The organism is Marinobacter iranensis (genome assembly GCF_029207565.1).
Lineage (GTDB): Bacteria > Pseudomonadota > Gammaproteobacteria > Pseudomonadales > Oleiphilaceae > Marinobacter > Marinobacter iranensis.
In genome coordinates this window covers 85,416-104,111 of record NZ_JANCMW010000008.1, presented here as the reverse complement: position 1 = coordinate 104,111, position 18,696 = coordinate 85,416, and the positions used below count along the sequence as shown (strand labels likewise).

The 18,696-nt window shown below is 57.1% G+C and carries 16 protein-coding genes, 1 pseudogene and 1 riboswitch; of the genes and pseudogenes, 13 read left to right on the top strand and 4 right to left on the bottom strand.

What is annotated here, in order from left to right:
• Positions 1–31: 31 nt before the first annotated feature.
• Positions 32–982, bottom strand: coding sequence for an LpxL/LpxP family Kdo(2)-lipid IV(A) lauroyl/palmitoleoyl acyltransferase (gene lpxL / locus NLU14_RS13515; protein ID WP_275707390.1), 951 nt, complete (start codon positions 980–982; stop codon positions 32–34).
• Positions 983–1,155: 173 nt separating this feature from the next.
• Here lpxL and waaA point away from each other — a divergent pair, with 173 nt between their 5' ends.
• Positions 1,156–2,427 (top strand): lipid IV(A) 3-deoxy-D-manno-octulosonic acid transferase, encoded by a 1,272-nt coding sequence (waaA, locus tag NLU14_RS13510; protein ID WP_275707388.1) that lies wholly within the window; start codon positions 1,156–1,158, stop codon positions 2,425–2,427.
• On the opposite strand, the gene NLU14_RS13505 is transcribed toward waaA, so the two are convergent.
• On the bottom strand, positions 2,424–3,800 hold the full coding sequence (locus tag NLU14_RS13505) for a TolC family outer membrane protein (protein ID WP_275707386.1): 1,377 nt from the start codon (positions 3,798–3,800) through the stop codon (positions 2,424–2,426). The genes waaA and NLU14_RS13505 overlap by 4 nt on opposite strands.
• Before the next feature lie 160 nt (positions 3,801–3,960).
• Positions 3,961–4,074: riboswitch (TPP riboswitch) on the top strand.
• A gap of 76 nt (positions 4,075–4,150) precedes the next feature.
• On the opposite strand from NLU14_RS13505, the gene thiC reads away from it, so the two are divergent.
• The 8 genes and pseudogenes from thiC to NLU14_RS13465 all read left to right on the top strand — a co-directional run bounded on the left by thiC (position 4,151) and on the right by NLU14_RS13465 (position 11,994).
• Positions 4,151–6,028, top strand: a complete 1,878-nt coding sequence (gene thiC / locus NLU14_RS13500; protein ID WP_275707384.1) for a phosphomethylpyrimidine synthase ThiC — start codon at positions 4,151–4,153, stop codon at positions 6,026–6,028.
• Positions 6,029–6,526: 498 nt separating this feature from the next.
• Positions 6,527–7,144 (top strand): NUDIX domain-containing protein, encoded by a 618-nt coding sequence (locus NLU14_RS13495; RefSeq protein ID WP_275707382.1) that lies wholly within the window; start codon positions 6,527–6,529, stop codon positions 7,142–7,144.
• A gap of 1 nt (position 7,145) precedes the next feature.
• Complete coding sequence (locus tag NLU14_RS13490; RefSeq protein ID WP_275707380.1) at positions 7,146–7,631, top strand: DUF1249 domain-containing protein; 486 nt, start codon at positions 7,146–7,148, stop codon at positions 7,629–7,631.
• 195 nt (positions 7,632–7,826) lie between these two features.
• Positions 7,827–8,633, top strand: coding sequence for a 3',5'-cyclic-AMP phosphodiesterase (gene cpdA, locus NLU14_RS13485; RefSeq protein WP_275707378.1), 807 nt, complete (start codon positions 7,827–7,829; stop codon positions 8,631–8,633).
• Between the two features lie 133 nt (positions 8,634–8,766).
• A pseudogene (locus NLU14_RS13480) lies at positions 8,767–9,459 on the top strand (type VI secretion system Vgr family protein); the annotation flags it as partial.
• A gap of 96 nt (positions 9,460–9,555) precedes the next feature.
• Positions 9,556–10,179, top strand: a complete 624-nt coding sequence (locus NLU14_RS13475; protein ID WP_275707376.1) for a hypothetical protein — start codon at positions 9,556–9,558, stop codon at positions 10,177–10,179.
• Positions 10,176–10,973 carry a DUF6708 domain-containing protein gene (locus NLU14_RS13470; RefSeq protein WP_275707374.1) on the top strand — a complete coding sequence of 266 codons (798 nt, stop codon included), beginning with the start codon at positions 10,176–10,178 and terminating at the stop codon, positions 10,971–10,973. Before NLU14_RS13475 ends, NLU14_RS13470 begins: the two co-directional genes overlap by 4 nt.
• A gap of 322 nt (positions 10,974–11,295) precedes the next feature.
• On the top strand, positions 11,296–11,994 hold the full coding sequence (locus NLU14_RS13465) for a DUF3592 domain-containing protein (protein ID WP_275707372.1): 699 nt from the start codon (positions 11,296–11,298) through the stop codon (positions 11,992–11,994).
• Positions 11,995–12,036: 42 nt separating this feature from the next.
• Here NLU14_RS13465 and metE read toward each other — a convergent pair whose 3' ends face one another.
• Positions 12,037–14,310 carry a 5-methyltetrahydropteroyltriglutamate--homocysteine S-methyltransferase gene (gene metE / locus NLU14_RS13460; protein ID WP_275707371.1) on the bottom strand — a complete coding sequence of 758 codons (2,274 nt, stop codon included), beginning with the start codon at positions 14,308–14,310 and terminating at the stop codon, positions 12,037–12,039.
• A 115-nt stretch (positions 14,311–14,425) separates the two neighbouring features.
• On the opposite strand from metE, the gene NLU14_RS13455 reads away from it, so the two are divergent.
• The 3 genes from NLU14_RS13455 (at position 14,426) to NLU14_RS13445 (ending at position 17,195) form a co-directional block, all read left to right on the top strand.
• Entirely contained in the window at positions 14,426–15,322 is an 897-nt protein-coding gene (locus tag NLU14_RS13455; RefSeq protein WP_275707369.1) for a LysR family transcriptional regulator, read from the top strand.
• 92 nt (positions 15,323–15,414) lie between these two features.
• On the top strand, positions 15,415–15,807 hold the full coding sequence (gene gcvH, locus NLU14_RS13450; protein WP_275707367.1) for a glycine cleavage system protein GcvH: 393 nt from the start codon (positions 15,415–15,417) through the stop codon (positions 15,805–15,807).
• A gap of 191 nt (positions 15,808–15,998) precedes the next feature.
• Entirely contained in the window at positions 15,999–17,195 is a 1,197-nt protein-coding gene (locus NLU14_RS13445) for a class I SAM-dependent rRNA methyltransferase (RefSeq protein ID WP_275707365.1), read from the top strand.
• A gap of 136 nt (positions 17,196–17,331) precedes the next feature.
• Here the strand turns inward: NLU14_RS13445 and NLU14_RS13440 are convergent, their stop codons facing one another.
• Positions 17,332–17,988, bottom strand: coding sequence for a histidinol-phosphatase (locus NLU14_RS13440; RefSeq protein ID WP_275707363.1), 657 nt, complete (start codon positions 17,986–17,988; stop codon positions 17,332–17,334).
• 173 nt (positions 17,989–18,161) lie between these two features.
• On the opposite strand from NLU14_RS13440, the gene NLU14_RS13435 reads away from it, so the two are divergent.
• Complete coding sequence (locus NLU14_RS13435; RefSeq protein ID WP_275707361.1) at positions 18,162–18,692, top strand: RNA pyrophosphohydrolase; 531 nt, start codon at positions 18,162–18,164, stop codon at positions 18,690–18,692.
• Positions 18,693–18,696: the final 4 nt, after the last annotated feature.

Sequence of the window (18,696 nt, the reverse complement as noted above, 5' to 3'; positions counted from 1 at the left end):
TTCCCTGGCTCAAGTCAGTACGAAAGTGCATTCAGTTTGCTTCCTTGCCGTACGGGGCTGGATCATCCTTCGATGGGCGGGTCTTGAAGCGCCGGTGCATCCACAGGTACTGGTCCGGGTGCTTGCGGATTTCGTTCTCAATGGTCTTGTTAACCAGGGTTGCGTCCGCCATGTCGTCTCCGGAGGGAAAGTTCTCCAGCGGGGGATGGAAATAAATATCGTATCCCGGTTCGTGTTCCCGGCGGAAATGGCTGAACGGTACCACGGCACAACCGCTACGATCCGCAATCCGGGAGGTAGCGGTTATGGAGCCTGCCGGAACGCCGAAAAACGGTGCAAACACGATGCCCTTGCGGCCGTAGTCCTGATCCGTGGCGTACCAGACGATGCGGTTGTTTTTCAGTCGTTTGAGCAGGCCACGCAGATTCCTGCTATCCAGTGCCACGCCATACCGGCGCTCCCGCGCGCGGGTCATCACCGCATTCATGAGTGGGTTGTTGTGATCCCGCTGCATCACATCGGCCTCAATGTATTCCGTGACCAGGCTGCCGCCCAGGTCCAGGGTACTGTAATGACCGCCCAGCAGCAGTATGCCTTTACCCCGGGCGAGGGCAGCATCCACATGTTCCAGTCCATGCACTTCGGTGATGGGCATGAAGGCGGTAGGGTTGCGAAACCAGGCCAGGCCGATCTCCATAACACCGATGCCATTGGCGCGAAAGGAATCCTTCACCAGTGCCTGCTTCTCCTTTTCGGATAATTCCGAAAAGCACAGGCGAATGTTTACATTGGTGATGTGCCGGCGCCGGGAGGCAAAGCGATAGGCCAGCTCACCAATCCGCTTTCCCAGCCACCATTGCAGCTTCAGGGGCAACTGAGCAGCCAGCCACATGGTGGCGATGCCCATCCAGGTTGGCCACCAACGCGGGTGGAGGTAACTGGAGTAGTGGGTGTCGCGGGTTCTCTGTTTGGCTTTCTTCACTCGTCTTAGCCCTGATGATTGTCCAGTGACAAGAACTGAAGTTTAGCAGGGCCGTTATCCCGTGCTAAAGCAGCAATATCCGCAAGTTGCGGAAAATCATGAATTCCGGGGCACAGACGCCAGCCCCGGCTTTATGTAGAATGACGGCCGCATCGACCCGGCCCGGAGTTACCATGCTTCATTTCTTCTACTCCCTCTTCTTCCGCATCGCGCTGCCGTTTGTGTTGCTGCGCCTGTGGTGGATCGGGCGTACCAATCCGGATGCTTTCGTGCGCTGGCAAGAGCGGCTGGGTTACGTGGAGGCTTCTGAAGAGCCAGTTATCTGGGTTCATGCTGTATCCGTGGGCGAAACCATCGCCGCCGCTCCCCTTGTGGAAGCCCTGCTGCGTCGCAACCCGGAGATTCCGATACTGATGACCGCCATGACACCAACGGGGTCAGCGCGCGCCAGGGCGCTGTTCGGTGACCAGGTGCGTTATGCGTTCTCACCTTACGATACACCAGGCGCCGTGCGCCGTTTTGTGGACAGGGTTCGCCCCAGGGCGCTGGTGATCATGGAAACCGAACTCTGGCCCAACATGATCGCCCTGAGCCGTCGTCGAGAAGTGCCAATCTTCCTGATCAATGCCCGTCTTTCGGGCCGCTCCGCCCGGGGATACGAGCGGGTCGCTTCCCTGGTGCGCCCGTTGCTTCGCAGCATCAGCTGGATCGCCGCGCAGGCGGAAGAGGACGCAGGTCGCTTCCTGCGCATTGGCGCGAAGCCGGAATCGGTCTCAGTGACTGGCAGCATCAAATTTGATGTTGAAATCTCGGAGGAAGTGCGCGCTGAGTCGTCGGGTCTGAGGCGGGAGTTGGGCGCTGATCGCCCGGTCTGGATTGCTGCAAGCACACATGAGGGTGAGGATCGCCAGATACTGGAAGCACACCAGCAGGTCCTGAAAGAATATCCGGATGCTTTATTGATGATCGTCCCTCGTCATCCCGAGCGTTTTGACGATGTGGCGGAGCTCATTGAGTCCATGGGGCTTTCGGTAGTCAGGCGGTCGCAAGGAGAGGGGGCTGGCAACAGCAACAGTGGGCAGAGTTCCGTTTACCTGGGTGACACCATGGGCGAACTCCTGATGTTGTATGGCGCGTCGGATATTGCGTTTGTGGGCGGCTCGTTGATCGAACGTGGCGGGCATAATCCGCTGGAGCCCGCAGCTTGGGGTATACCAGTGCTCTCCGGCCCGCACATCTTCAATTTTGAAACCATCTATAACCGCCTTGATGCGGGTGAGGGTTTGTACATAACCCCCTCCGCAGAGTCTCTGGCCCGGATTGTCGTCCATCTCATTGCCGACAAGGCATCGGCTCAAAAGGCAGGAAGCAACGCCTTGGCGGTTGTAAATGCCAACCGTGGGGCGCTGGAGAAAGTGGTCGACGGGATTGTGGAGCGGGTCTAGGAAGGATCGTCGATGGTTTCCTCTTCGTTGGCCATGGCCTCAATCCCCGGCGCCGATGCACTCAGCCAATTGTTCAGGTCCACCAGGTCCTGCGGGCTGAGTGTGCCAGATGCCTGCTTGAGCCTAAGGGTGTTGATGACGTAGTCGTACCGCGCATTGGCAAAGTCACGCAGTGCCACGTAGTAGTTACGTTCGGCATCCAGCACTTCCACAATGTTTCGGGTGCCAACCTCGTAGCCGGCACGTGTCGCATCCAGGGCGCTACGGCGGGAAATGATGGTCTGTTCCAGCGCAGACGCGGATTCAATATTGGTATTCACCGTACGGAACAGGCTGCGGGTGTTGACCCGGACATCCCTGCGAACCGTTTCCAGCGACTGCTCCGCCACGATCACCTGGGAACGTTGCTGGCGTACGCCGGCCTGTGTGCCACCGCCCATGTACAAGGGCACGTTCAGGGTGAGTGCAATGCGGCCTTCGGTCGTTGTGCCGTCACGCTGGCCCTGGGTCAAAGTCGGCTGTTCAAGGCCGTCAATTTCGGTATTGCCATAGGACGCATTCAGGTCCAGCGTCGGCAGGTGGCCGGCTTTCGCGCTCTTGAGGTTCGCTTCACTGGTGTTGAGATCATAGAGGGCGGACTGAATCTGCCAGTTCTGGCTCAGGGCGGTGTTTTCCCATGCTGAAGGGTCCATGGGCTCCGGGCGGCCAAGGGGGAAGTTCGTGCGAAGGTTATTCAGCTCTTCGGTGTACTCACCAGTTAGTCGCGCCAGTTGTTCACGGGCGATATCCAGATCACTCTCTGCAGCAATGCGTTGGCTTTTGCTGTCGTCGTAGCTTGCCCGTGCCTCGTAGACTTCGGTGATCGCAATCAGCCCCACATCAAAGCGTTCCTGAGCCTGCTCGTACTGGCGCTGGATAGCGGCTTCGGTAGCCCTGGCAGTGGTAAGCGTATCCGCAGCCCGGAGCACATTGAAATAGGCCGTTGCCACGTCAAGGATCAGTTGCTGCTGTGCCAGGTTGTATTCGGCACGGGCGGCTTCGGTCTGGAATTGGCTGGCATCATAGTTAAACCAGGCGTCTGCGCGAAACAGTGGCTGGGTCAGCTCAACGCCGTAGGCATAGGTTTTGTAAGCAGCGTCCTGGCTGGGGCCATCCACGTCGGTATGGCTTGCTTCGCCGAAAGCACCGATCTGGGGAAGGAGGTTGCTTCGGCTGACGTCGCTGGCGGCCTGCTGCGCCTCGAAGGTGGCGCGGGCGGTTGCAATGCCGGAATCATAGGAGAGTGCTTTCTCGTACGTCTCAACCAGATCCATGGATAGTGCAGGCTGGGCTGCGAGCAGTCCAATCAGCCCGGAAAGCAGTCGTTTCTTCATGATGTCTCCTGTTAGTGAATCACCCGGCGTGTTGGCAAATACCTGGTTACATGTGTTCAGATAGCCGTTGAGCGGTTCAGGCCCGACATTATGGACAATAATCAGCCTGAGCTCTACACTTGCAAACGGCACACGTTGTAAGTGTCAATTACATTGAATTCGCGTCTTGACGGGGTGCTGGCGTCAGAATATCTGACAGCCGGCTGAGATTGCCAGGCAGAACCCGCAACCTGATCCGGATAATACCGGCGTAGGGATCTAAGACAATATGCTGCAAAGGCACAGACTCCATCTGTGATCACTGCTCCGTCATACGCGACCCGTTTACCAAATGAACCCGGGGACGCACGATGACAACAATACCTTCCTATCTCAGCGATTCAGCAAAAGTCGATTCCGCAGCCATCAAACCGCTGCCCCAGTCTCGCAAGATTTACGTACAGGGTAGCCGACCCGATCTGCGGGTGCCCATGAGGGAAATTACCGTGGGCGACACACCGACGGACATGGGGGGCGAGAAGAATGCACCTGTGGCGGTGTATGACACTTCCGGTCCCTACAGCGACCCGGAGGCCACCATTGATCTTCGCAAGGGGCTCAAGCCCGTTCGATCCGCCTGGATTGAGGAGCGTGGGGATGTGGAGCAGCTTGCGGACTATACCTCCGAGTTTACCCGCCGCCGCATGAAAGACCCACGGCTGGACCCACTCCGCTTCATGGATGAACGTAAACCGCTGCGGGCCAAGCCCGGCAGGAATGTCAGCCAGATGCACTACGCCCGCCAGGGCATTATCACGCCCGAGATGGAGTTCATAGCCATCCGCGAGAACATGAAGCTTCAGGAAGCACGGGAGCAGGGTCTGCTGAAGGACCAGCATTCGGGGCAGTCATTCGGCGCGTCGTTGCCGCAGGAGATCACACCGGAATTTGTCAGGGACGAAGTCGCCCGTGGCCGCGCCATCATCCCAGCCAACATCAATCACCCGGAAACCGAGCCTATGATCATTGGCCGCAACTTCCTGGTGAAGATTAACGGCAACATCGGCAACTCGGCGGTGAGCTCTTCCATCGAGGAAGAAGTGGAAAAGTTGACCTGGGGCACTCGCTGGGGCTCCGACACCATCATGGACCTGTCCACCGGCAAGAACATCCACGAAACCCGCGAATGGATCATCCGCAACTCGCCGGTTCCCATCGGCACCGTCCCCATCTACCAGGCCCTGGAAAAAGTTGGCGGCGCAGCTGAGGACCTGACCTGGGAAATCTTCCGCGACACGCTGATTGAGCAGGCAGAGCAGGGCGTGGACTACTTCACCATCCATGCCGGTGTGCGTTTGCACCATGTGCCCATGACCGCCAAGCGCACTACAGGGATCGTCTCCCGCGGCGGCTCCATCATGGCCAAGTGGTGCCTGGCGCACCATCAGGAAAGTTTCCTGTACGAGCATTTCGAAGACATCTGCGAAATCATGAAAGCCTACGACGTGGCCTTCAGCCTCGGCGACGGGCTGCGCCCCGGCTCCATTGCCGATGCCAACGACGAGGCCCAGTTCGGCGAACTGGAAACCCTGGGCGAACTCACCAAAATCGCCTGGAAGCATGATGTACAGGTGATGATCGAAGGCCCTGGCCATGTGCCGATGCAACTGATCAAGGAAAACATGGACAAGCAGTTGGAATGCTGTGATGAAGCGCCGTTCTACACCTTAGGGCCACTGACCACCGACATTGCCCCTGGCTATGACCACATTACCTCGGGCATCGGCGCGGCGATGATCGGCTGGTACGGCTGCGCCATGCTCTGCTACGTCACCCCGAAAGAGCACCTGGGGCTGCCCAACAAGGACGATGTGAAAACCGGCATCATCACCTACAAAATCGCCGCCCACGCCGCCGACCTGGCCAAGGGTCATCCTGGCGCCCAGATCCGAGACAATGCCCTGTCGAAAGCGCGCTTCGAGTTCCGCTGGGAAGACCAGTTCAATCTGGGCCTGGACCCGGACACGGCACGTGCTTTTCACGACGAAACCCTGCCTAAAGACTCAGCCAAGGTGGCGCACTTCTGCTCCATGTGCGGCCCGAAGTTCTGTTCCATGCAGATTTCCCAGGAGGTCCGGGAGTATGCCAAGGAGCACGGCCTTGATGAGGTATCGGCGGTGGATGCCGGAATGAAGGAGAAGTCCCGGGAGTTTGTGGAGTCTGGTTCCAAGCTTTATGACAAGGTCTAGTTTGGGCTCCTAGCCTTCTTTGGTTGGTGTTTTGGCCAGTCAGGCAGCCCTGTTCAGGATACGCTCAAGCACGTCCATGTGACGCTTGAGCTCCGCCATCCATGGCTCCGCACAATCCTGAACAGGGCTGCCTGCCCGGCCATGCTAGCCCCGAGATATCTCCGGTTCGCAGGTCGGATTAGCGAAGCGTAATCCGACACCGTGTGAGCGACCAACGCCATTTGTCGGATTACGGCTTCACCTAATCCGACCTACCACTACCACTGTTTCCTGCCGGCTGCTCCTGAATTCAGGGGCCGCGGTGGGGCTGTCCTCCCAAAACTGTGCGGAGCCATGGATGGCGGAGCCCAAGCGCCCCACGGACGGGCTTGAGCGTGTTTTGGGAGGACAGCCCCACAGTGGTCTTGCACCCAAACAAGATATCAAGAGGCCTTGCACCCAAACCAAAACACCGGCTATCGTTCAGAATCGTTCTCAAAAACGGATCTGAAACCTGTAATGACCGAACCGTTCCAGTTTAAAGACAGCGACGTCAAAATCGAAAAACGCGAAACCGTCTTCCAGGGCTTCTTCCGTATGGACAAGCTCTGGTTGACCCACTCGCGCTTCGACGGCGGAGAAATGCCCACCTTCACCCGCGAACTCTTCATCCGCGGCGACGCCACCTGCGTATTACCCTACGATCCCGACCGCGACGAAGTTGTCTTACTTGAACAATTCCGCCTCGGCGCCCTTGGCCGTAAACAGTCGCCCTGGCTGCTGGAACTCGTGGCCGGCATGAACGAAGACGGCGAATCGCCGGAAGAAGTAGCCCAACGGGAAGGCCAGGAAGAAGCCGGCCTGACGTTCAAACCGCTGGATAAAATCTGTGACTATCTGGTGTCCCCGGGAGGAAGCACTGAATTGATTCACCTCTATTGCGGCCGCATCAGCACCGAGTCCGCAGGTGGCCTGTTTGGCATGGAACACGAACATGAAGATATCCGTGCCCACGTATTTAGCGCCGACGAAGCCATCGCAATGATTTATGATGGACGTATCAATAACGCTGCGGCGATCATCGCGCTGCAGTGGTTGCAGTTGAATCGCCCGCGATTGCGGGAAGGTTGGAGCTGATATGACAGAATGGGTGATGAAACCCCGGCGCTATGTACCGGATTTGAGACGTTTCGGCGCGCTGTGTGATGGCAATTACATGCGGCTTCACCGCTTGCGCAAGCTGGAGGCCAGGGGGCGCCCCGTTTGCGAATTCGAGCTGCACCGGGAAGATCAGTATCTGGGGCGGGTCCGCATCGAAGTGCTGCAGACCACGAAGTTTACCGAAACCCTGTTGCTGGAACAGGTGCACAACTCCGGGCGCTGGCTGAATAATCCCCAGTTGACCGTGCGGGTGTACCACGACGCGACGATGGCAGAGGTTATCAGCTGTTACCGTGACCGGCAGATCGCCGCAGTGAACGACTACCCGAACCGGTTTATGCACCACCCGGACGAGAAGGTTCAGGTCAACAGCTTCCTGGCCGACTGGCTGGATTACTGCCTGCGGTTCGGCCACCTGCCTATGGAGTACGCCGCCTGGTCCGCCGGGGAGGGCGTGGACTAAGGTTGTATGTCTGCCCTGCATCCAATGGCATAGAGTGCGCGTAGACTGTGCGAGAGTTGTCAAAACAGGCAATTGTGTCTAAAAGCCTGAACAGAATGTGATGAATATTCTGGATGCTGCCGGAAAAACTGAATAGTCTGCCGGTAGGCCTGCTTCACCGGTGTGTGTTGCGCAAACGCAAGAACCACGAGTGCCATGACAGAGAATGACAACCAGCGTGCCCTCCGGGTGCTACAACTGACTGACCCGCATCTGATGGCCGATCCGGCGGGTGAGCTGCTGGGCGTCAATACGAGGGACAGTCTCGACGCGGTTATAGCGCAGGTCCTTCGAGATCATGGCCAACCGGATCTCATTCTCGCCACTGGGGATATCGCTCAGGATGCCACGGAAGAAGCCTACCGACTTTTTGGCGAGAAGCTGAAGGCATTCCAGTGTGGTTCTGCCTGGATGGCGGGCAACCACGATGACTCGCCTTTGCTGGCCCGTATCGCCGCCGAAAGGCAGGCTGGCGAGCGCCATATTGTTCAGGGCGGGTGGCAGTTTGTATTGCTTGATACTTCGGTGCCCGGAAAGGTGTTTGGTGAGCTGGCGGATTCTGAGCTGGCGTTTCTGGAAAAGACCCTCAGCGATAACCCCGGCACCCCTGCACTGATCGCCCTTCACCACCATCCCATCGAAATCGATACCGAATGGATGGCGCCGATCGGGCTGCGTAACCGCGATGCCTTCTGGCAGGTGGTTGACCGCTTCCCGCAGGTGAAGATTGTACTTTGGGGACACATCCATCAGGAGCTGGACCAGGACCGCAAGGGTGTTCGACTGCTGGCAACACCTTCTACCTGCATCCAGTTCACTGCCGGCTCGGTGGAATTTTCGGTAGAGGACAAGGCGCCGGGGTATCGCTGGTTTGAGTTACAATCTTCCGGCGAGTTTTCGACCGAAGTCAGCAGGGCGACGGACTTCGTATTTGACCTGGACAGTAACAGTACTGGCTATTAGCTCAATTTTTGATTGGCTGGGTGGCCTGTTAATGGCTGCCATTTTACGTATATAATTCAGGCTTCGCTCAGGACGAGTGAGGGTGTGCGGCACAGAACATGTAATAGCAATCAACTCTTCAGGGACCGAAGACATGCCCCAGGCAACCGGACTGCAGTTCACGGCCACCCTTGGCCAACTCCCCAAAGACCTGTTCGTGGTCGCCCGCTTCGAACTGACCGAAACCCTCTCGAAGCTGTGCCACTGCAAGCTGGAACTGGCCAGTACCTCCCCGGATATTATGGCGGAAAACGTGCTGGAACAGCCCGTGGAGCTGGTGGTCTGGCAGGACGGCGTGCCCCTGCGGCGCTTCCACGGCGTGGTCAACGAATTCGTCCGGGGCGACAGCGGCCACCGCCGCACCCATTACGAGGTTATCGTCCAGCCCCCGCTGTGGCGCCTGGGCCTGATGCACAACAGCCGCATCTTCCAGACCCAGGCCACCGACGCCATCGTGCGCACCCTGCTGGAAGAACGGGGCATCATCGACACCGTGTTTGACCTCAAACGCACCCCCGAGGAGCGGGAATATTGCGTCCAGCACTGGGAAAGCGACCTGGACTTCCTGGGCCGCCTGGCCGCCGAAGAAGGCTGGCACTACCGTTATAGTCACGGTGATGTGGAAGGCAACGACCAACCCGCCCTGATCATCGCCGACCACCACGGCGACGCCCCCCGGCTCGACCCGGTGGAATACAACGGCAAGGCCGGTGGCAGTACCCGCCAGAGCGCCGTCTTCCAGTTCCGCTACCAGGAACGAATCCGGGCCGCCTCCGTGGCCATGAAGTAGGAGCCGTTACCGCTCTTGTGTCTTCAGCCACGGCAGCCTTTGACATAGTCATATTCGGCTTAAGTGCTGTCGAGTCATATAATTCTGGAGATTTTGATACAGCAACCATTGAAACGGGCCTTATCCCTGGGTTTAACCGCCTCCTTTGTTGGTGGATTGGTCGCCCAGTATTATGCCGAAAACACACCGTTGGAGCGTTGGCTTGCCAATACAAGGTTTGGGACAATGCCTGCAGACTGGGCAGGGCAATATACCGAGGAAATGGAACGGCTCTATAAGGTGGTTTTCCCGGTCAAGTTGAGGCTTGAAAGGGTTCCGAGGTTAAATCCATACACTGGTACCCATGTTCAGGATTGTTGGCTGTTGCTGGATATACCGGGCCAGGCCCGGATGACCGAGGGCATGATTCGTTTCGAAGGGAATGAATTGAGGAGTGGCCGAATCCACCGTTCCCTGGCCTGGGTCGAAGACCAGCTCTCTCAATTGTCGAGCGATGAAGAGAGGGAGCACCTGTTGCAACCTGAAAAGAGAGCAGTCACTTGGAATAGTAGTGACTTTTCCCTCCATGAAGGGACCCGCATCAAGGGGCAAGTGGGTACGGCAACCTATCGGCGGATATACCATAGTGACGATAGGATTATGGGCCTTGAGGGGGAGCTAACTTACCAGCCCCAACCAGGGCTGGAAATGCCACCAATAAGGATTAGTGTCTGGTGATTAACAGCGCAAGACAGTTGTTCGATGCCATTGGGGACAAGCTTGCTGGCCAGTTTCCGAGGCTACTGCTTAATGGTGCTCAGGGTAGCGGGTATCGCCCTTCCCAGTCTGGGGCTGTTGAGCGTCATGGAAAGGACTATTTAACGCTTAAGACCGCTACTGCGGAAACCAAGGGGCTTCCATCCGGTGTTGGGATGCTTGGCCTTTGTTTTTCATACTTAGTTGCCATCGTTGCTCTTCTAGTCGGAAAAGGCGCATTTGAAGCTTTGCTTTGGTTTTTAGCTGGCACAGTATTTTTTTTAGTATTTTTCCTATGGGAACTCTGCCGCCCCTTCCCCCTACCCATTGTCTTCAACCGCCGCACCCAGGAAATCTATTACGGCCTGAACGGCAAGCTCTATCATGCGCCATGGGAAGGCATTGAGGCGGTGGCTTACGAGTACCGCAATGTCAACCAATACGCAGGATCAATGGTACAGGGTAACCTGGAAATCATTCTCTACCGATTCGGCGACCCGGAAGACCGCATCGCGCTAAATATTGGTGGCCATACTTCGGGGAAAAGAATTCAAACCCTGGCGAGTTTGTGGGAATACCTGCGGGCCTATATGAACAATGGCCCCTGGTTTAATGACCTTGGGAACCCGGCAGGGGAGAAGACACCATTCATCGTGGCCCAACTGAAGAAATCCGGATTCACCATGAGAGGGGTTCTCAAGAGTACCAAGAAAGAATACGCAAGAAGCAAGGCAGAAGGTGTGAAGGTGTCGAGGGGCCGGGCATCATTGATCTGATGGGAGGTTACGCATTTCAGCCCATATGGTTCATGCAGGATATTACCTACAGGATCTGCGAGCGGAGATCCCATAAACAGTGGCCAGATGTTGTTAAGGAACGACTGAAGCCTGATGGTCCTGACACACGCCTCACTGACATTGAGGAAGCCAATGCTGCTGAGCAGAGACAGCGGGAGGAAGAATTACAGGCCAGAGTGAGGGCCAGGTATCCGGACTGATGGCAGCTTCACAGTTTCAATAGGAGCGTATCCGCGTATAATTCCCACTCCCCGAGAGCAGGTCGTTTTCGGGGATGGACGAAACTATCAAAGGAACTGATATGAAAACTTTCAACACCCTGAGGGTGATCTTTACGCTCGTGGGCCTCGGCATGCTCGCCGGTGCCTTTTTCGCATTCCAGAGCACTTCAACCTTTCTTGAAACCGCAACGGCCGAGCCTGGAGTTGTAACTGATCTGATTCGCTCGCGGTCCAGTGATTCCAACGCCTATTATCCCATTGTCCGATTCGAGTATGAGCCGGGCAGACCAGTGGAGTTTCAGTCCTCAAGCGGCAGCAACCCTGCGAGTTACAGCCGTGGCGAGGAAGTTCGTGTACTTTTTGCCCCAGGTGAGCCGGAGGCGGCACGTATCGATGACTTCTTCTCCCTTTGGGGCGTGACTCTTATTGTTGGCGCTATTGGAGCAGCTTTCTTTATGGTCGGCGCTGGCATGTTTGTGGTGCCTGCCATCAGGAATGGGAGTGCGGCAAAACTGCGCAAAACGGGGCAGCTGGTTCAGTCTCGCTATCAGGGGGTGGAAAGAAACGAGAGGCTCGTCATGAATGGTAAGAGCCCGTATCAGATTGTTTGTCAGTGGCAGAACCCGGTTACCTCAGATCTCCATGTATTCAGAAGTGGTAACCTCTGGTTCGATCCCTCAAGCCATATCCCTGGTGAGTCAATTCCTGTTTATATCAACCCGACAAACCCCAGGCAGTATTGGGTAGATACATCCTTTCTGCCAAAATTGGCGTCTTGAAATTGAAGCAGGGGAGAGACCATCCATGTCTCTCCCCAGGGCTTACGCCTCCCGCAACTCCCGAGCCGCAGCCACCATCTCCCTCAGCGCCGGAATCACCTCATCCCAGGACCGGGTTTTCAGCCCACAGTCCGGATTGATCCAGAGCCGTTCGGCGGGAATCCGTTCCGCAGCCTTGTTCATCAGCGATACGATCTGGTCTGTTCCCGGCACGTTGGGGGAATGAATGTCGTACACCCCCGGGCCGATGTCGTTGGGGTACTGAAAGCCCTTAAAGGCATCCAGCAGCTCCATGTCGGACCTGGAGGTTTCGATGGTGATGACATCGGCGTCCATGCGGGCGATGGCTTCGATGATGTCGTTGAATTCCGAATAGCACATATGGGTGTGGATCTGTGTTTCGTCTTTCACGCCATTGGCGGTGATACGGAAGGCTTCAATGGCCCAGTCCAGATAGGTCTGCCAGTCGCTTTGTCGCAGGGGCAGGCCTTCCCGAAGCGCGGCTTCGTCGATCTGGATAATGCTCACGCCGGCCTTTTCCAGGTCCAGTACTTCCTCGCGGATGGCCAGTGCCAGTTGCAGGCAGGTGTCTTTCCTGGGCTGGTCGTCGCGAACGAAGGACCAGTTCAGAATAGTGACCGGGCCGGTGAGCATGCCTTTCAGGGGCTTGTCGGTCAGCGACTGGGCGTAGCGGATCCATTCCACGGTCATGGCTCTGGGCCGGGAGATATCGCCGAACAGTATGGGCGGTTTCACGCAGCGTGAGCCATAGGACTGCACCCAGCCGAAGCGGCTGAATACGTAGCCTTCCAGTTGCTCGCCAAAATACTCCACCATGTCGTTGCGTTCCGCCTCACCGTGGACCAGCACGTCCAGCCCCAGTTGTTCCTGTTTCTGGACGCAGTGGCGGATTTCCTCGCGAATTCGTTCTTGATATTCCTCTGGTGCGAGTTCGCCCTTGCGGTACTTCAGGCGCGTCTGGCGAATATCCTTGGTCTGGGGGAATGAGCCAATGGTGGTCGTGGGGTAGCGTGGCAGTTTCAGTTGGGCTGCCTGGATAGCTGAGCGCTTCTGATAGTCGCTGTTGCGCTTGCCCAGTTCGGGAGTAATCGCCGAGACGGCGTCGCGGACCTGTGGGTCTGTCACGCGGGTTGAGTTCCGGCGGCTGAATACCGCATCTGCATTGTTTTTCAGCGCGCTTGCAACGGCATTCCGGCCTTCAGAGAGGGCTGTCGCTAACAGCTGAAGTTCCCCCAGTTTCTGCCTCGCAAAGGCCAGCCAGGACCGTATTTCAGGATCCATGGTGGTTTCGTTGTCCAGGTCTACGGGCACATGCAGAAGTGAACAGGATGGCGCAAGCCACAGCCGTTCCCGCAGTTTTTGGTGTATTGGTTCAAGCCAATCGAGGGTTGTCTTCAGGTCGGTTTTCCAGATATTGCGGCCGTCTATGACGCCCAGCGAGAGCACTTTGTGCCCCGGGAGCCAGTCGGTCACGCGTGCGACTTCGTCATGGGCGTTTATGGCGTCCAGGTGCAGGCCGGCCACCGGCAGTTCGCAGGCCAGTTGCAGGTTTTCCCGCAGTTGTCCGAAATAGGTGGCCAGCAAGAGCTTTACGGGGCTCGCTTTGAGGTTGTGATAGGCCAGGTTCAGGGCATGGCGCCACTCGCCCCCGAGCTCGGTGACCAGAATCGGCTCGTCGATCTGCACCCACTCAGCACCATTGTCTGCCAGAAGCTGCAGCAACTCTGCGTATACCGGCAGCAGGTCATCCAGCAGGCTGAGTCGGTCGGTCTCGTCTTTGGATTTGCCGAGCCAGAGATAGGTGACGGGGCCGATGATGACTGGTTTGGCGTTTACGCCCGCGGCTTTTGCTTCCGCCAGTTGATCCAACAGTCGTGTGGGATCAAGGGTAAACTGGGTGCCCGCGTCGAACTCCGGGACTATGTAGTGATAATTGGTGTCGAACCACTTGGTCATTTCGCCGGCGTGGACGCCGCAGCAATCACTGTCAGCCGGGGAGCGGCCTCGGGCAATGCGAAAGTAGCGGTCGAGTTCGTTTTCATCGGCCTTGCCGGCGCGGTCTGGCAAGTTACCGAGGGTGGCGCTCATGTCCAATACCTGGTCATAGAGGGAGAAATCGCCCACCGGAGCCAATGTCAGGTGTTGCTGGTCCCGCCAGTTGCCGGCGCGGAGCTTTGCGCCGGTTTCCCGCAGGGCTTCTTCGCCCAGTTCGCCTTTCCAGAATCCTTCAAGGGCAAATTTCAGTTCCCGGCGTTCGCCGATCCTGGGAAAACCCAGATTGTGGGTGGTCACCATGGTGAATCTCCTGTTTGTTGCTATTGGTCAGTCCCCAAGGCTAGCGATGATGTTCCATGAAAAATAATGGTATTATCTCATCAGTTCATGAAAATAATTCAACTAAGGCTTGGTAATGATTGAGCGCAACCATCTGGAAATTGTCCGCGAAGTGGATCGGTGTGGTTCTCTGACGGCTGCGGCGGATGCACTGTGCCTGACCCAGTCGGCACTCAGTCACGCGATGAAAAAGCTGGAGCAGCAGCTTGGCACGGCGGTTTGGGTTCGTGAGGGACGAAAACTCCGGCCGACACAGTCCGGTCTGTATCTGCTGTCGCTGGCAAACCGATTATTGCCGCAGTTCGAGCATGCCGAGGAACTGGTGAGCCAGATTGCCCGAGGGCAGCGGGGCAGTCTGCGGATCGGGATGGAGTGCCATCCCTGCTACCAGTGGTTGCTCAAAGTGGTAGGGCCATATCTGGAGCAGTGGCCGGGCGTGGATGTGGATGTGAAACAGCGCTTCCAGTTTGGCGGTATTGGCGCACTGTTTGGTTACGACATTGATGTGCTGGTAACGCCGGACCCGTTGCACAGGCAGGGCCTGGTTTATGAGCCGGTCTTTGATTACGAGCAGGTTCTGGTGGTGCCCCGTAACCATCCGCTGGCCTCAAAACCCTGGGTGGAGCCGGCCGATCTGGAAAGCGAGACCCTGATCACCTATCCGGTGGATGTAGAGCGGCTGGATGTCTACACCCGGTTCCTGGTGCCGGCTCACAGCAGTCCCGCCCGGCACAAGACCATAGAAACCACGGATATCATGTTGCAGATGGTGGCAGCGGGCCGGGGGGTGTCTGCGTTGCCTCGGTGGCTGGTGGAGGAGTATGCGCACCAGATGCAGATCACTCCGGTCAGGCTGGGGCGAAAGGGGATCGACAAGCAGATTTTTCTGGGGCTTCGCGAGCGGGACGCAGGCGTGGAGTACCTTCAGTCATTTATGGCGATGGCCCGGGAGACCACCTGGGGGCAGGCTTGACGCCGGTATCTGTCGCGACATTGTCCGAGATGTTCGCCGGGGCCTCTTTCTTCGGTTAAAATGCGCGAAATTATTCATCGGGGAATCTGACCATGAGCGAAACACCCGCAGATCTGAAATACATTGAGACTCACCAGTGGGTGCGTGTGGCCGATGATGGCACCGCAACCGTCGGTATCACGGATTTTGCCCAGGATCAGTTGGGGGATATCGTTTTTATCGGTGTTCCGGATGTGGGAACGGAGGTGACTGGCGCTGAAGAGGCTGGTGTTGCTGAGTCTGTGAAGTCGGCGTCTGATGTGTTCAGTCCGGTGACTGGCGAGGTGATTGAGGTCAATGAGAGCCTTGAGGATGAGCCTGAGAAGGTGAATGAGGATCCTTATGGTGACGGCTGGCTGTTCCGGGTGCGGTTGGCGGATCCTGGGGAACTGGATGGCCTGATGGATGCCGCGGCCTATGCTGAGCATGTGGCCGCCGAGGAGTGATCTGATTCTTTGGAGCATGGAATAAGCCGGGCGGGCCTTCCAGAAAACGCCTCAAGACGTCCTGTGCGGCTTGGGCTCCGCCATCCATGGCTCCGCACATTTCTGGAAGGCCCGCCCGGCTTATCCCCATAGACTTGGTGGTAGCTTCGTCTACTAAAACCTTTCCTTCATTATTTCTTCAGGGATTATCTATGAACTTCCCGGTTTTATACCTCCGCAAAGGCGCCGAGCGCAGGCTCAGGGCTGGTCATCTGTGGGTTTACAGCAATGAAGTGGATACTCGTCGCTCCCCGCTGACGGAGTTTGAGGCCGGTAGCCAGGCGGAGTTGCGCGCTGCCAATGACAAGCCGATGGGCACGGTATTTGTGAATCCCCACGCGCTGATCTGCGACCGTCTGATCAGTCGGAATGCCGCCCATGGCATGACGCCCCAGCGTCTTACCGAGCGGGTGGAGGTGGCGCTGGCGTTGCGGGAGCGGTTGTTTGATAAGCCGTTTTATCGCTGGGTGTTTGGTGACAGTGACGGGCTGTCTGGACTGGTGATTGACCGGTTCGATGATGTGGTGGTGGTTCAGATTTCCACCGCTGGCATGGAGCAGATGAAGGAGTCGATTGTTCGGGCAGTTCAGCGGCTGTCGCATCCTCGGGCGATTATTCTCAAGAATGACGGCAAGATGCGGAAGGTTGAAGGGCTGGATACGTACGTTGAGCAGGCCCATGGCCCGGAGATTGATCTGCTTCCGGTTGAGGAGAACGGCGTGCGTTTCGAGGTGCCCATGGAAGGCGGGCAGAAAACCGGTTGGTTCTACGATCACCGCATGAACCGTCAGCGGCTGCAGGCCTATGCGCCGGGTAAGCGGGTGTTGGATGTGTTCAGTTATGTAGGTGGCTGGGGTATCCAGGCGGCTTGCGCGGGGGCAACCCAGGTGACTTGCGTGGACAGTTCCGCCGGTGCCATCGATTCCGTTCATCACAACGCGAAGATCAATGGGCTGGATAATATTGAGACCATTGAGGGTGACGCATTCGACGCTCTGAAGGCATTGTGTGATGACAAGGAAAAATTCGACATCGTGGTGTTGGACCCGCCGGCTTTGATTCCCCGGCGGCGTGACCAGAAGGCTGGGGAGGAGGCCTATGCCCGCCTTAACCAATTAGGGCTGCGTTTGCTGGACAGGGATGGGTTGCTGGTGTCGGCCTCCTGTTCCATGCATCTGTCTCAGGAGAAGCTGACGGATATTATTCGCAGCAGTGGTCGCAAGATTGACCGGTTCGTGCAGTTGTTGGAGCAGGGGCATCAGGCGCCGGATCATCCGATTGTTCCGGGGATTCCAGAGACGGATTATATTAAAAGCTGTTTTGTGCGGTCTTTGACTGGGTTTCTTTGATCCTCGGGGAAGGCCCGTCAGCGGGGGCACTACTCCGGGATACGCTGTAAATACCTCCCTGTACGCTCGGCAAAAACATCCATGTTTTTGACGATCCCGGAGTAGTGCCCCCGCTGACTGGCCCAGACACTGGCAGTTAACTTCTAAGGCTAATAATTTTCCAGTCGTTTTCTTTCGCAATGCTTTCAAGTGTTGGATCTGGATCGACCGCTACCGGATGCTCCACTATGCGCAGTAACGGGGCGTCGTTGTGGGAGTCGCTGTAGAACCACGCCCCATCCAGGCTCTCACCAGTTGATTCGAGCCAGTCATTCAGGCGGGCAACTTTGCCGTCTTGAAAGCTGGGAACGCCGGCGACCTCTCCCGTATAACGGCCATTGACCATCTCTGGCTCGGTCGCAATCAGGTGCTCAATGCCCAGCAGTTCCGCCACCGGCTCGGTCACAAACCGGTTGGTCGCGGTGATGATCATCAACATATGGCCCTGGGCCCGATGGCTGTCCAGGAGCTCGGTGGCCTTGGCAAGCATCATTGGCTGGATTTTTTTTACCACAAATTGTTCGCGCCAGGCCAATAGTTGTTCCGTGTCATGCCGCGCAAGGGGCTGAAGGGCAAAGCTCAGGTAACGTAGGATGTCCAGCTCGCCATTCAAATACTCCTCATAGAAGCGGTCATTGGCCTGCCGATATTCCTCTGCATCTACTATGGATTCATCCACCAGGAATTCGCCCCAGGCGTGGTCGCTGTCTCCGGCGAGCAGGGTGTTATCAAGATCAAAAATCGCAAGCGTCAATGTGGGTACCTCCGGCGGGAAGAGCGAATGTCACAGGCGCGATAGTCTACCATGACACGCCGCTGTCGGCTCCGTTTGCCGAAGCCTTGGGATTCTGTAAGAATGAGAGCAACTTGGATAAATCCGGCCGGTGAATTTTAATCCGGTCGACCGACTTTTAAGAGGACTGTGCCGTGATCGATTCAGACGGTTTCAGACCCAACGTCGGAATCATTCTGGCCAATCACAGGGGGGAAGTCCTCTGGGCAAGGCGAATCGGGCAGGACTCCTGGCAGTTCCCTCAAGGTGGGATCAATCACAACGAGTCACCGGAGGAGGCTCTCTACAGGGAGCTGGCAGAAGAAATTGGTCTCGGTACAGACGATGTGGAAATCATCAGTTGTACCCGTGGCTGGCTGAGGTACCGCCTCCCTCGCAGGATGGTGCGGCACAATTCGCACCCGGTTTGCGTGGGACAAAAACAGAAATGGTTCCTGCTGAGGATGTTATCGCCGGACGCGCAGGTGCGCGTGGACGGCACGGACTCGCCGGAATTCGACGGCTGGCAGTGGGTCAGTTACTGGTACCCGCTTGGGCAGGTTGTCTCGTTCAAACGCGAAGTCTATCGACGTGCGCTGCGAGAGCTCGCGCCGCGGCTGTTCTATAACATGGAACAGTGGCGCCAGAGCGAGCCTTCCCAGCGCACGAAGGATCAACAGAAATGACGGA

Excerpts from the sequence above, each read along its gene's own strand:
- waaA (WP_275707388.1), top strand. The coding sequence starts at position 1,156 with ATGCTTCATTTCTTCTACTCCCTCTTCTTCCGCATCGCGCTGCCGTTT.
- NLU14_RS13505 (WP_275707386.1), bottom strand. The coding sequence starts at position 3,800 with ATGAAGAAACGACTGCTTTCCGGGCTGATTGGACTGCTCGCAGCCCAG.
- thiC (WP_275707384.1), top strand. The coding sequence starts at position 4,151 with ATGACAACAATACCTTCCTATCTCAGCGATTCAGCAAAAGTCGATTCC.
- NLU14_RS13495 (WP_275707382.1), top strand. The coding sequence starts at position 6,527 with ATGACCGAACCGTTCCAGTTTAAAGACAGCGACGTCAAAATCGAAAAA.
- NLU14_RS13490 (WP_275707380.1), top strand. The coding sequence starts at position 7,146 with ATGACAGAATGGGTGATGAAACCCCGGCGCTATGTACCGGATTTGAGA.
- cpdA (WP_275707378.1), top strand. The coding sequence starts at position 7,827 with ATGACAGAGAATGACAACCAGCGTGCCCTCCGGGTGCTACAACTGACT.
- NLU14_RS13465 (WP_275707372.1), top strand. The coding sequence starts at position 11,296 with ATGAAAACTTTCAACACCCTGAGGGTGATCTTTACGCTCGTGGGCCTC.
- metE (WP_275707371.1), bottom strand. The coding sequence starts at position 14,310 with ATGGTGACCACCCACAATCTGGGTTTTCCCAGGATCGGCGAACGCCGG.
- NLU14_RS13455 (WP_275707369.1), top strand. The coding sequence starts at position 14,426 with ATGATTGAGCGCAACCATCTGGAAATTGTCCGCGAAGTGGATCGGTGT.
- gcvH (WP_275707367.1), top strand. The coding sequence starts at position 15,415 with ATGAGCGAAACACCCGCAGATCTGAAATACATTGAGACTCACCAGTGG.
- NLU14_RS13445 (WP_275707365.1), top strand. The coding sequence starts at position 15,999 with ATGAACTTCCCGGTTTTATACCTCCGCAAAGGCGCCGAGCGCAGGCTC.